This is a genomic window from Liquorilactobacillus vini DSM 20605, from assembly GCF_000255495.1.
Classification (GTDB): domain Bacteria; phylum Bacillota; class Bacilli; order Lactobacillales; family Lactobacillaceae; genus Liquorilactobacillus; species Liquorilactobacillus vini.
The window spans coordinates 1-13,879 of the sequence record NZ_AHYZ01000060.1; the positions used below are offsets into that span (position 1 = coordinate 1).

At 38.7% G+C, this 13,879-nt stretch carries 10 protein-coding genes and 1 pseudogene; all 11 read right to left on the bottom strand.

Annotated features, from left to right (window positions below):
- Positions 1 to 16 precede the first annotated feature (16 nt).
- A pseudogene (thrS, locus tag ON15_RS03415) lies at positions 17 to 1,656 on the bottom strand (threonine--tRNA ligase); the annotation flags it as partial.
- A gap of 309 nt (positions 1,657 to 1,965) precedes the next feature.
- The gene (gene dnaI, locus ON15_RS03420; protein WP_010580086.1) at positions 1,966 to 2,889 is read right to left on the bottom strand and encodes a primosomal protein DnaI; all 924 of its coding nucleotides are present in this window, start codon (positions 2,887 to 2,889) and stop codon (positions 1,966 to 1,968) included.
- Between the two features lie 13 nt (positions 2,890 to 2,902).
- A complete protein-coding gene (locus ON15_RS03425; protein WP_010580087.1) occupies positions 2,903 to 4,249 on the bottom strand; it encodes a DnaD domain protein in 1,347 nt (448 codons plus the stop codon).
- A 12-nt stretch (positions 4,250 to 4,261) separates the two neighbouring features.
- Entirely contained in the window at positions 4,262 to 4,765 is a 504-nt protein-coding gene (nrdR, locus tag ON15_RS03430; protein WP_010580088.1) for a transcriptional regulator NrdR, read from the bottom strand.
- Positions 4,766 to 4,789: 24 nt separating this feature from the next.
- Positions 4,790 to 5,389: a dephospho-CoA kinase gene (gene coaE / locus ON15_RS03435; protein ID WP_010580089.1), complete on the bottom strand. Its 600-nt coding sequence runs from the start codon at positions 5,387 to 5,389 to the stop codon at positions 4,790 to 4,792.
- Entirely contained in the window at positions 5,386 to 6,216 is an 831-nt protein-coding gene (mutM, locus tag ON15_RS03440; protein WP_010580090.1) for a DNA-formamidopyrimidine glycosylase, read from the bottom strand. Before mutM ends, coaE begins: the two co-directional genes overlap by 4 nt.
- A gap of 12 nt (positions 6,217 to 6,228) precedes the next feature.
- Positions 6,229 to 8,904, bottom strand: coding sequence for a DNA polymerase I (gene polA, locus ON15_RS03445; protein WP_010580091.1), 2,676 nt, complete (start codon positions 8,902 to 8,904; stop codon positions 6,229 to 6,231).
- A 125-nt stretch (positions 8,905 to 9,029) separates the two neighbouring features.
- Complete coding sequence (locus ON15_RS03450; protein WP_010580092.1) at positions 9,030 to 9,737, bottom strand: Bax inhibitor-1/YccA family protein; 708 nt, start codon at positions 9,735 to 9,737, stop codon at positions 9,030 to 9,032.
- Complete coding sequence (locus ON15_RS03455; protein ID WP_010580093.1) at positions 9,730 to 10,209, bottom strand: MaoC/PaaZ C-terminal domain-containing protein; 480 nt, start codon at positions 10,207 to 10,209, stop codon at positions 9,730 to 9,732. The genes ON15_RS03450 and ON15_RS03455 overlap by 8 nt, the downstream gene beginning before the upstream one ends.
- 86 nt (positions 10,210 to 10,295) lie before the next feature.
- Entirely contained in the window at positions 10,296 to 11,627 is a 1,332-nt protein-coding gene (gene murC / locus ON15_RS03460) for a UDP-N-acetylmuramate--L-alanine ligase (RefSeq protein WP_026049466.1), read from the bottom strand.
- Between the two features lie 91 nt (positions 11,628 to 11,718).
- Complete coding sequence (locus ON15_RS03465) at positions 11,719 to 13,821, bottom strand: DNA translocase FtsK (protein ID WP_010580095.1); 2,103 nt, start codon at positions 13,819 to 13,821, stop codon at positions 11,719 to 11,721.
- Between the last annotated feature and the right edge of the window lie 58 nt (positions 13,822 to 13,879).

Here is a 13,879-nt window from a genome sequence, read left to right on the forward strand (position 1 = left end):
ACTGGAATCACAGCTACTGTTGCGGTGACAGCCAAGTTGAAAGCACCTTATACATTCTGTCAGGTATGCCACAAACCGTTCCATAGTTGATACGATACCACGATGAATCATCACTGGTCGGTGTTCTTGACCATCAGCACCAACATAATGAAGATCAAATCTTTCTGGCAATAAGAAGTCCAGTTGAATCGTTGACAATGTTTCTTCTCCACCAAGTGCTGTCTTAGTCTGAACATCTAATTTAGGGCCATAAAACGCTGCTTCACCTTCAGCCTCAAAGTAATCCAAGTTCAGATCATCCATCGCAGCTTTCAACATTTTCTGAGATTTCTCCCACATTTCATCATTATCGAAGTATTTTACTTTATTCTTTGGATCACGATAACTCAACCGGAAGCGGTAATCAGTAATATCAAAATCGCGGTAAACTGAAACCATCAATTGTAAGATCTTTTTAAATTCTGATTCAATTTGATCCGGTGTTACAAATGTATGACCATCATTCAAAGTCATTTCACGAACTCGCGAAAGTCCAGTTAACGCACCAGATTTTTCATAGCGATGCATCATTCCTAATTCTGCAATCCGTAACGGCAAATCACGATACGACCGAATATGATGGTTATAAATTTGAATATGCGATGGGCAATTCATCGGCCGTAATTCAAGCATCTCACCATCACCCATATCCATTGGCGGAAACATATCTTCACGGTAATGCGCCCAGTGTCCAGACTGCTTATAAACATTCAAATTAGCTAAAACTGGGGTGTAAACATGTTGATATCCATCTGCAACTTCACGATCAATAATGTAGCGTTCGATTGTTCTTCTGATCGTAGCACCCTTTGGCATCCAATACGGCAGCCCAGCTCCAACTTTAGGATCAACAAAGAACAAGTCTAATTCATTTCCAATTACCCGATGATCACGTTCATGAGCTTCTTTTTGCCGTTCTAATTCTGCATCAAGATCAGCTTGTTTGAAGAAAGCTGTTCCATAAACCCGCTGCAGCATTGGATTGCTTGAAGCACCTTTCCAATAAGCTCCAGCAACTGACAAAATTTTAAAAAATTTCAAAGCTGAACTATTAGGTAAAACGGCAGTTGCAGAAAAATCAACAAAATTACCTAACTTAATTGCCCTAACTTGATTGCCCTGTGCCTTTGACTTGATCAAATCTTGCCGATAGGGATCATCACCAATTAGTTTAAGAGCTTCAGCAACATCATATGAAACTTCTTCTAAAGGCAAAGCTTTTTTAACCAGGTTTCTAACTTCTTTAGTAATCTTTTCAAAGTCAGTTTCGGCAACTTGACCAGCCTGATTATCAGTATCAACATAAAATCCGTGTTCGGTTGCCGCATTTTCGCCAAAATTCATTTGCGGATACAACTGACTCAAAACTGCACCTAAAACAACTGCCCCGGTTTGCCAAAGAATCGGCAAAGCAGCCGATTGGTCTTTAGTCAAAATTTCAATTGAACCATTAGTTGTTAACTGATGGGCTAAACCAACCAACTCACCATTGAAACGAGCACCAACTGCTTTTTTAGCCAAACTGTTGCTAATCGATGCCGCAACCATTTTAACTGTTGTTTGCATTTCAAATTCTTTAAAATTACCATCAGGAAATTCAATTTTGATTTTTGCCATAAGATATTACCTCCTAAATTTTCCAATAAAAAAATCCCAAACAGACATTTTAACTATCTGTTTGGGACGCTAATTACGTGGTTCCACCCAAATTTAAGACCAAATAAAATTGATCTCCTCAATCCGTCATTAACGACAACGATCCGACCCAGCATTTGACTGAGCTGTAAATGGAAGCGGTAAGCTGTTATGCAGCAAGTTCTCAATCAATCCTGCCATCCCTGTAATTTAACAGCCGTTTATCTTCCACATCAATTAATTCTAATTAAAACACGCTTCCTGCCAAAATTCAAGTTTTCTTAAAAGAAACTACGAATTACGGCGATTTCTTCCGACCATTCTGATCTCTTGCGCTAAATAACGAATTCTTTCCATAATCCGCTGTGCTTTTAATGGTTCAGCTTCACCACGATTATTAATCGTTAAATACCCATCCTGCAATTCTTTTAGCGATAAATTCGAACTAAAAAACGTCACTAGCTGTTCTTGCATCCGATATTGCAAAATAATTCCTAAAACGTCATCACGGATCCAACTTGACAACTGATCTGCACCTAAGTCGTCAATCATTAAGACTGGCGCATTCTTTAACTTTTCCGTTAAATTTCGTGTGCGATCAGTTCCAATTGAATTTTTTAAATTAACTGCAAACGAAGGAAAATGAACTAACAAAGAACGATATCCTTCGGCAGCCAAACTATTAGCAATTGCTGCTAATAAGTAAGTTTTACCAACTCCAAAACTACCTGACAGATATAAACCTTGATGAAAAGTCTGCGGTGAGTCCAAATAAGCTTTCACAAAATTTACAGCCGCAACAGCTGCTGCTTGACGACCAGCTACTTCAAAATTGGCCAGCTGAGCACGGCGCAATGCTCTTGGCAAATTTACCAGCTGCATTCGCTGCTGCAACTGAGCTTGCTTTTGTTGTTCTTGCAGCTGCTGACCGGGCACATAACTAACTTCAAGTGAATGATCAACAACCTGTAATTGTGGTACATAGCCTGGTGCCAAAGTTGTCTGACCAGCTTTCAACTGATTTTTAACCGTGACAAACTCATAAACCTTGCTGGCACTTCTTTTCAAATCGGCCGTAGTCAGTTCATCATGATGAGCAGCAATCAATGCCCGAACTTCCGGATCAGCAAAAGCCGTTTTGATCAGTTGTTGATAATTTTTGTTCCAGTTGTGCTTATCCAATTCATTTTCAAACTGTTTGCCAATATCGTGCATTGATTACACCACCTTATTTTTTAAACTTTTTGAGTTCTTTTTCAATTTTTTTGATTTCCTGCTCAGATGCAGCTGACTTTTTCGTTAGTTGATAACCTTCTTGCGCCCAATCAGGTAACTTTTCTTTTTGAATGATTCGTTTTGAATGAAATATAGGTCTTCGCTGGTCGCTACTTTTTTGATTAGTTATAGCTTTTTCTTTGACTTGGTGAATTTGGCTAAGAGCCGACCAAGCATCAGTAACTTTTTTTCGTTTCCAATCAGCTGCAACTTTTTCAAAAAAAGCTCGATTTAAGCTTGGCATATCGCGATCAACAATCATATAATAGATTAAAACATTAATCACCTCTGGAGACAAATAGTCTAAACCGCCAAACTGCTCGATCAAGTTGCGCTCTGAACTTGTGACAAAACTTCCTGCTTCCGCTTTAAGAGTCTGCAAAAATTCACCTGGAGCATAGGCTTGACAGGCAGCTAACAACTGCTGAACAAACGTATCTGTTTTGCTGACTGGCATCGCTGCTTTATCCAACTTACTAGCAGTTTTTCCTTTGTTTTTAATTGGCTGTGATGCTTGATTAGCATGCAATAATTGAAAAAACAACTTAAAGTCAACCTGATCCGTTTGAACATTTGCAGCATTTTCCAATAAATGAACAATTTTGATTTCATCTAAACCATAAACCAAACTTGCTGTCTTCAACGCTGATTGATGCTGCCAAACCTGTGCTTGATTGACAAATGATTTACTTAATAATTGTTTGAGCAAAGGAACATCTAACTTAATTGCCGGTACATTGGCTACTGAGTCTGATTTTGCCGGTCGATTAATTTTTACCAACCTAGCATGGGCCAAGTCTTCAGCACCAACTTGATAAACATCAAGCAAATTTTTGGAGATTTCTTTGCCAGTAAATGATTGCTGATCACTTGGTGCGAAAAAATGTGCCGCTAATCGTTGATAATGCTGCTCGCCAACAGTTTCTAATAATAAACTTCTTAATAAGTCATCTTTAAAAAAACTACTAGGCTGTTGCGGACGCTGAAGTGAAAACAATAACTGTGCTTCAAAATCAGTTTCTCTAACAAAGGTTCGCAATAAACCAAGTGCTTCTAAATGCTGCAAAGCTTCAGTAAAATTCCGCCAGCCGCTATTTAATTGCTCCAACAATTGATAACAAAATCCAGTTTTCAGTTCAGTCACTGTCCAGGTTTGAAATAAGCCATACAAACTGCTGGCTGTTGGCCCTAGCAATGGCTGATAAAGCCACAGGACAATTTCTTGATCTCCAGCAAGGACTCGTTCAGGAGCGGTCAGCTCAAATTGAGTTTGCGGACTAAATTTTACTTTTTTTACCATTACCCCCACCTTCTACTTCTTGGTAGATTTATCGGCTGGATGATCAGCTTGCGAATTTTTCTTATCACGAGCCATCATTTCTTTCAACTCTTTCATAAAAACACTCATATCCTTAAATTGCCGATAAACGCTGGCAAACCTAATATAAGAAATTTCATCAACATCTGCTAATAATCCCATTACGTATTCACCGATCAACTGACTAGAAACTTCATTTTCACCTAAAGAACGAATCTTAGTTTCAACTTGATCAACAATCTGGGTAATTTTATCCATCCCAACTGGTCTTTTCTCTGCTGATCGAATAATTCCCCGCAAAATTTTATCACGACTGAATTCTTCACGTTCACCATTTTTTTTAATTACTAATAAAGGCGTTTCTTCAATTCTTTCAAATGTAGTAAAACGAAAACCACATGCTTCACATTCACGTCGCCGTCGAATAACTTTTCCGTCATCAGTTGGACGACTGTCAACGACCCGTGATCCATTGTGCTGGCAATGAGGACATCTCATTTAATCCACCTCATTAAATTTTCTTTAAACAAACTGCTTTTCCTGTAGCCATTTTATCACTTGACTTCGCAAATGAGCAAATCCTTGCGAATTATCAATCACAAAATCTGCCAATTGTTCACGCTTCTCCGTCGACATCTGAGCCATCAGTCGGTTTTTAGCAGCCGGTTGACTCAAATGATTACGTTTCATCAAGCGTTTGACTTGCAGCTGTTCAGCTAAACTGATGGTCATCGTTTGATCACAGTCACTTTGATAACCCCCCTCAAATAAAAGCGGAACCATCAAAATAATCAGTGGCGGCTGGTACTTTTTTAATTGCTGCAGCTGCTGGTGAATTTCTTTTTTAATCAGTGGCCCAGTAATCTGATCAAGTTTTGCCAACTGTCGACGATCAGCAAAAACTAATTGGCCTAATTTTTTTCGATCAAGTTGCTGATTGGGTAAAATAAAAGTTTCACCAAACTGTGCTTTGATCTGCCGCCAACCAGTCGTTTGCGGTGCAACAATTTGGCGCGCAACTTGATCAGCATCGATAACCACTGCCCCAAATTCTTGAAAAATTTTAGCAGCCGTTGTTTTCCCTGCTGCAATACCACCAGTTAAGCCTAAGACAAAACTCATACTGGTGCTTGCTGACACTGCGGGCAAAAATGTGTGCCGCGTTGAGCAACCCGAATTTTTTGAATCTTTGTCCCGCAACGCTGACAAGGCTGTCCTTCCTTTCCATAGACATGTAAGGCAAACTGAAATTTTCCTGAATGTTCAAAAGCATCGCTATAAGTCCTAACTGTTGTACCGCCAGCTTTGACTGCTGCTGTCAGTTCTTGAATAATATTCTGAAATAAATCAGCAGCTTGCTTAGCAGTCAACTCATAACAGCTGGTCAAAGGATGGATCTGACTGAGCCACAATACCTCGTCAACATAAATGTTACCCAAGCCAACTACAATTGTTTGATCCAAAAGTGCTGGCTTAATTGCCTTTTTACAATGTAAAAGTTTACGAGTAAAATCTGTTAATTTAAAATCAGTGCTCAATGGTTCAGGGCCTAATTTACTTAAATTTGGTAAATTCTGGACTTGATCGGTCTTAGCCAGTTGCATTCGACCAAACTTACGCACATCATTGTAGCGCAATTGCTGACCGCTAGCCAATTGAAAAATAATATGCGTATGTTTTTCAATTGGTTGGTCAGATCGACGAATAAAATACTTTCCTTCCATTCGCAAATGCGAAACCATTGTCAAATTTTGATCAAAATTAAATAATAAGAATTTACCTCGTCGGCCAATTGACAACAATTTTTTATTATGTAAGGCTTGGCAAAATTCAGCTGGTGAACCAATGATAATTTTAGGATAGCGAATATCAATAGCAGTGATTCGCTGACCAACAACCAATTTTTCCAAACCACGGCGAACAGTTTCAACTTCGGGTAATTCAGGCATAATTTTTCGCTCCTATTTCGCTTCAAACCAAGTATCTCCATAAGCACTTTCAACTTTTAACGGTACTTCAAGGTCTACAGCACTATCCATAATTCCAGGAACCAACTCTTCTAAGCGTGGAATCTCGTCAGCAGGCGCCTCAAAAATCAATTCATCATGAACTTGCAACAACATTTTTGCCTGCAAATGATTTGCTTGCAGCGCTTGTTGCATTCTGATCATCGCAACTTTAATAATATCAGCTGCACTGCCTTGAATTGGTGTGTTCATCGCTGTCCGTTCGGCAAAAGATCGTAAGTTATAATTTTTGCTTTTAATTTCCGGCAAATAACGGCGACGTTTGAATAAGGTTTCGACATATCCTTGGGCATGGGCCTTCTTAACAATTTCCTGCATATATTGATGAACACCTGGAAAAACCTCAAAGTAACGTTCAATGAATTTTTTAGCCTGCTGACGGGAAATCCCAACATTTTGCGATAAGCCATAGTCACTGATCCCATAAACAATTCCAAAATTAACTGCTTTTGCTTGTCGGCGCAGATTGGCAGTTACTTTTGCATCATCAGCTAAGCCAAAAATTTGTCGTGCTGTGCTGGCATGAATATCCGCACCAGCTTTAAAAGCTGCCTGCATATTCTGGTCATGCGAAATATGAGCTAAAACTCGCAGTTCAATCTGTGAATAATCCGAAGAGAAAATTTTCCAGCCCGCATGACTTGGAACGAATGCCTGACGAATTTGACGACCTTCTGCTAATCTAATCGGGATATTCTGCAAATTAGGATCAACCGAAGATAAGCGACCAGTAGCTGTCAATGTTTGCGTATAACGAGTATGGATTTTTTGATCTTTAGCCGAAATAACTTTCAACAAACCATCAATATAAGTTGACTGCAATTTAGCTAACTGACGGTATTTTAAAATATGATCAACAATTGGTGCCATTCCACGCAGCTTCTCTAAAACACCAACTGCGGTTGAATACCCAGTTTTAGTTTTTTTAATAACTGGTAATTTAAGCTTTTCAAAAAGAATCACACCTAATTGTTTAGGAGAATTGATGTTAAATTCCTCACCAGCTTCATTATAAATTGCTTTTTCCAGATCGCTAAGCTGTTCGATCAACTTACTACTGATCATTTTTAATTTTTGTGGATCAACTTTGATCCCAGCAATTTCCATTTCAGCTAGCACAAAAGTCAGCGGTCGTTCAATCTTCAAATATAGTTCTAATTGCTGATTTGCTTCTAACTTGGCTAATAATGGTTGCTGAAGCTCAGCAATTGCCCGAACTTTATGGCAAAGATGCTCAAACAACCGGGAATCTTTGCTCGGGATCGCATATTTTGTACCTTTGCCATAAACTTCTTCATCACTCGCTACCAGATAATAATCATGCTGTTGAGCTAACTTGCCTAAATCATTGCTATTATCACTGGTATCTAATAAATAAGAAACCAGCAACAAGTCAAAAGCGACCCGTTGCAAATGAATCCCCAATCGCCGCAAACCGATGATCGTTCGTTTCGCATCAAATAAATTAACACTGGTTTCCTGATTTTCTAACCAATTTTTTAATGGCGCTTGTTTTAATAATTCAGTTTGCCGGGTAACGTAAAATTTGTCATCAACTTTAATCGCAAAACCAGCAAATTCAGCATTATGATAATTTTCGCCACTCATTTCTAAATAAAACGTGACCTGTGCAGGTACAACTGGTAAACTAGCCAGTTTAGTTTGTTCAAGCACTTGGTAGGTCACTTGCTCTTGGTCAGCAGTCACTTGCTGATCTTGAAATTGCCCATCAACAGCCATTTGTCTTAAAAAGCTCCGAAAATCCATTGCCAGATAAAATTCACGCAAACTTTTTAGATCAGGTCCGTCCCACTTAAGTTGATCCATTTTGATTTCTATCGGCGCATCTCGTCTAATTTGTGCTAGATCTTTGCATAAAAAAGCTGTCGATTCTTCATTAATCAAATTTTCTTTCATCTTTGAAGGCTTAAGTTGGTCAAGATTTTGATAAATTCCTTCAATTGAACCAAATTGGTGTAACAAGCGTAATCCAGTTTTTTCACCAATTTTAGTTACACCTGGATAGTTGTCAGAGTTATCTCCAATCAGGCCCTTTAAATCAACAATTTGAGCGGGCGCCAACCCGTACTTCTCCTGTACATGAGCTGGAGTATATTTTTCAATTTCACTAACACCTTTTTGATTAACCGCGACGGTCGTTTTGGTTGTTGCCAATTGTGTCAGATCACGATCGCCAGTGACGATCGTTACTTGAAAATCCTGCAGCTCCGCTTGAGCAGCCAAAGTGCCGATAATATCATCAGCTTCATAATTAGTCAACTCGTAACTAATGATCCCATAGGCACTCAGCATTTTTTTTAAAAAAGGAAATTGTTCACTTAATTCACTTGGTGTTTTAGCACGGCCTTGTTTATAAGCAGCAAACTTTTCCGTACGAAAGGTTTGCTTACCAGCATCAAAAGCCACTAGAACATGAGTAGGTTGAACTGTTGCCAAAATATTATCCAACATTTTTTTAAAACCATAAATTGCATTGGTGTGCAAACCATCATGATTGATGAAACGTTCTAATGATTGATGCAAGGCAAAAAAGGCCCGAAAAGCCACACTATTGCCATCGATCAATAATAATTTGTTAGTTTCCTTCATTTATATTCGAACTCCTTTATTTTCCTAGCCTTATTTTAACAAAGAAAAAGATTCAACGATAGTTTTCAGCAAAAAAATAGTCGCAGCATTTAATAGCTACGACTAATTCAGAATTGATTTTAAAATCAATTGCGGTTGAAACCGCCAAAAATATTTAATAAACTGATAAACAAATTGATAAAATCCAGATAAAGCTGCAATGCTCCCATTAAAGCCAAATTATTTTCATTAATCTGACCAGCTGTTTGAAAATACAGCCGTTTGAACTTTTGAGCATCCCAAGCAGTTAATGCAGTGAAGATAATCACACCAATAAATGAGAAAACATACATAATCACCGAACTCTGTAAGAAGAGATTAATTAGTGAAACAATCACTAAGGCAATCAAAGCCGCCAAAGCCTGCGTACCAATTCTTGAAAGATCCTTTTTGGTCGTTGTTCCAATCACTGCCATCGTGGCAAAAACTGCTGCCGCCCCAACAAAAGCCATCGTAACATCAAGCTTAGCATAAGCAGAAACAATGACACCAAAGAACAAGCCTTCAATTACTGCATACGAAAGCAACCCCAAACCCGTCATGACCGGTGAGCGGTCAGCTTTAAACGACATACCTAAAACAATAACAAACTGCAAACCAAAAAGCAGCCAAACAATTAACTGATTTTGTGCAATAAAATTAAGCGTTTGAACATAAAAGACATTAGAAATTAGGTAAGCAATCACAGCAGAAATAGCAATTGCTCCAGCCATAAAGCCATACATTTTAGCCAAAAAGCCTTGCAATCCCGCTTCATTGGGATTAATAATTACTCTTTGTTGTTCTTCATTCATTAGCATTCACTCCTATCGAAACTTTTGACTCATTTAAAACCTGATGTGGTGGTTTGACCATGACAATCGCGTCCAAAATTCGATTTGCTTGCTCATTTGCAGTCACAGATAGTGTTACAACCTCTTTCATCTTATCAACTTTAATAACTGTCAAGCTAAATGTCAAATTTTCATCTTGATAAACCGGTTTAAGATAATTAATTGCTAAATTAACAATCTGACTTCCTGGCCCCGGTAAGATTTTCGAAACTGTTGTTGTAATAATGCTAGTGACTAACATTCCAGGCACTATTTTAGCTTGATAACCTTGCTGTTGGGCATACCTCTTGTTTGAATAAAGCGGATTTTGATCATCAGTCATCCCTAAATAAAGTAAGACTTGCTGATGATCAATACTTTCATTAACAGTCAGTGTTTCTCCTTCACCTATTTCATCAATCGTTTTTCCAAATCTCTGTCCATCGCTAGACACCGATTGCGCCACCTCCAATAGTCTTCTAGTTATATCTTAACATACTGCTCAAAATCGCTCAATTAATTACCTCATATTTGATGTAATTAATTATTTTTTAAACTCAAATTACTCAATAATCGCTCGTAAGCATATTCATACTTCTGAATATCGCCTGCACCCATAAAGACAACCACAGCATCATGAAAATCAAGCAATGGAGACATATTATCAAGCTTAAGGACTTCTCCACCCTTCGTTATCTTGCTGCCTAAGTCATTACTTGAAACACTCCCATTGTGTTCACGGATTGAACTAAAGATATCAGTTAAGAAAACTTTATCTGCCAGATTCAAACTTTCAGCAAATTCATCCATTAAAGCAATCGTTCGACTAAAAGTATGCGGTTGAAAAACGGCAATAATTTCTTTTTTAGGATATTTTTGCCGAGCAGCATCCAAAGTTGCCTTAATCTCAGATGGATGATGGGCATAATCATCAATAATCGTCATATCAGCAACCTTTTTCTCAGTAAAGCGACGTTTAACACCCTTAAAGCTCAACAACTCACGTTTGATTTCTTCCTGTGGTACTTGCTCGCAATAAGATACTGCAATCACTGCTAAACTATTTAAAACATTATGTTCGCCAAATAACGGAATTTTATAATTACCCAAAAACTCTTCCTCGCGGTAAACATCAAACGTTGATCCCTGTGTTGTCCGCTTAATATTGCTTGCACGAAATTCATCATTTTCCTTTGTCCCATAGTAATGAACTGGAACCGAAGCTTTTAAATTCCGCAAATATTTATCCTCACCCCAAGCAAAGATTGCTTTTTTAGTCTGACTGGCAAGGGTCATAAATGCATCAAAGACATCTTCAATTCCGGTAAAATAGTCTGGGTGATCAAAATCAATATTCGTCATAATCACATAATCTGGGTGATAAGCTACAAAATGACGTCGATATTCATCGGCTTCAAACACAAAAAAACGTGCCGCCGGAACACCCTTGCCGCTGCCATCGCCAACCAAATAACTTGTGGGAGCAATTCCACTTAAAACATGAGCTAATAAACCAGTTGTACTGGTTTTCCCATGTGAACCAGCAATTCCAATACTAGTAGTTTCCCTAATGACTTTTTCAACCATTGCTGGATAACTGAAAATTTGCAACCCTAATTCATGAGCTTTTTTAATTTCTGGATGATCTTGATCAAAAGCATTGCCTTGAACAATTGTCAAACCAGAATGAATGTTTTTTTCGTCAAATGGTAAGATTTTAATCCCAGCTTGCTCTAATCCACGCTGAGTGAACGTATACTTGTCAATATCCGAGCCTGTTACTTTTAAGCCCTTGTCGTGCAAAAGTAGTGCCAGCGAACTCATCCCTGTACCTTTGATTCCGACAAAGAAATATGTTGTCTCCTTATCCATGATCGCATCTCCTTTATTGCTGTTTATCATGTTTGCAACCATTGCTAAGTTTACCATAAAACAGCCTGCTTTTGTGTTAAGATTTTTTCAGTCAATTTTCAGTAAGATCGGTTTTTTTAATGAAAACTTTCCGTGGCTTAGAACCGCGTGCTGCTGAAATATAACCGCGTGCTTCCAATTCATCGATCAAGCCAGCTGCTCGATTATAACCAATTGAAAAAATACGCTGCAACTTTGAAGTTGAAATTGTTTCTTCATTAACGAGATATGCCATCACCTGCGGAAAAAGATCATCTTCTTTTTCCTGGGCCTGTACAGCTGCTTTTAAACTTGTCGGATCAAAAAGATAATTTGGTTGTGAATGCTGCCGTAGATAATCAGTTATTCGATCGACTTCATCACCGACAAAGGCACCTTGTAAACGAATCGGCTGACTTGAACCACTTCCTAAATACAGCAGATCGCCCTTTCCCAAAAGTCGCTCTGCTCCAGCAGTATCGAGAATCGTTCGTGAATCAGTTTGACTTGAAACCATAAAAGCAATTCTGGTCGGAATGTTGTTTTTGATCGTCCCAGTCACTACATCAACACTTGGGCGTTGAGTCGCAATCAATAAATGAATTCCCGCTGCTCGTGCCTTTTGCGTGATCCGGGCAATATAATTTTGGACGTCACTAGAAGCGACCATCATTAAATCTGCTAGTTCATCGATCACGACGACAATATATGGCAATTGCAAGCTAAATTGCTGATGGTCAATAGCCTGTTGATTGTAGCTTTCAATATTGCGTACACCAGCTGCTGCTAAACGTTGATAACGATCTTCCATCTCCTCAACTACCCATTTTAATGACGCGGTAGCTGCCGCTGGATCAGAAATAACTGGAGCTAACAATTGGGGCAAATCATGATAAGCTGCTAATTCAACAGCTTTTGGATCGATTAAAAGCCATCTAACTTGAGCAGCTGTCGTCTTATACAGCAAAGAAATCAGCAAACTATTAATAAAAACTGATTTTCCTGCTCCGGTCGCTCCAGCAATTAGTCCATGCGGCATTTTTCGCAGATCCATAATCCGGGGTTGACCAAACAAATCCACGCCTAAAGCCACTGTCAATGGTGAAACAGCTTGTTGAAAAGTTGTTGTATTAAGAATTTCTGCCAACATGACTGGACGTGAATACAGATTAGGAATCTCAATTCCGACGCTGCTCTTCCCAGGAATTGGCGCTTCAATCCGAATATCCTTAGCCGCCAGTGCTAATTTCAAATCATCACTCAAATTGGTAATCTTATTGACTTTGACTCCGGGTACAAGTTTGATTTCAAATTGCGTAACTGTTGGCCCCACTGTCCAATTATCAACACTGGCTTTAACATGAAATGACTCCAATGTTTGATTAAGCGTTTCGCTTTCATTTAAGACCCAGTCATCCATCGATTGATCGGTCGCTGAAATTGGGGTTGGCAACAATTCTAACGGTAAATTTAATTTTGAATTAGTCTCAGCACCTGCCGGAATCTTTGACTGATCAATCAAGTCAGCCGGCTGAGCCTGTGGTTGCTCTTGTAACTGCAAATTAGTAGAATCACCATCCATTTGCTGAGAACCAGGCATCGCCGGCTTAACTACTGCAGCGGGGGCTTGCTTTGCATCTTTACTTGATTTATCAGTCTGTTTAGCTTTAATTACTATTGATCGATCAGTTTGATCATGAATCACTGATCTGTCATTTACTGCTTCGACCGATGTATTGATTTTTGAGTGAATAGTACCAGTTGTCGAAGACTTTAAAATTGGTGTTTGCTCGTTGCTAATTGCTTCAGTAACTACAAAGGTTGGCTGTGGTGAGACTTGCTGATTTTCTGGCACATTCTTTGCAGCTGAGATCAATTTAACTGAAGCATTTTTTCCCGCAGAGTTTTCTTTAGCCTTTGCTGAATCGGACATAGCAACTGATTCAAATAGCAAATAACTTTCAGCTGGTTTAACCATGGTTGCTAAAATCTGCTGATATTTTGGAGTAGTTTTTGGTTGCTGTAAATTTTGAAGCGACGGTGGAATATAACTTGGATGAAAATTATGCAATTTATTTTTCTCCTGCTGATTAAGCGTTTTATGAGTTATCGAACGCTTAGCTTCTGGCAGTCTCTTTTTAAAACGTAAAATTGCCGGACCATCATAATGTTCCATAATTAATACTCCTCTTACTAAAAAATTTCATGTTTCAAATAAATAACCGGAAATTCAG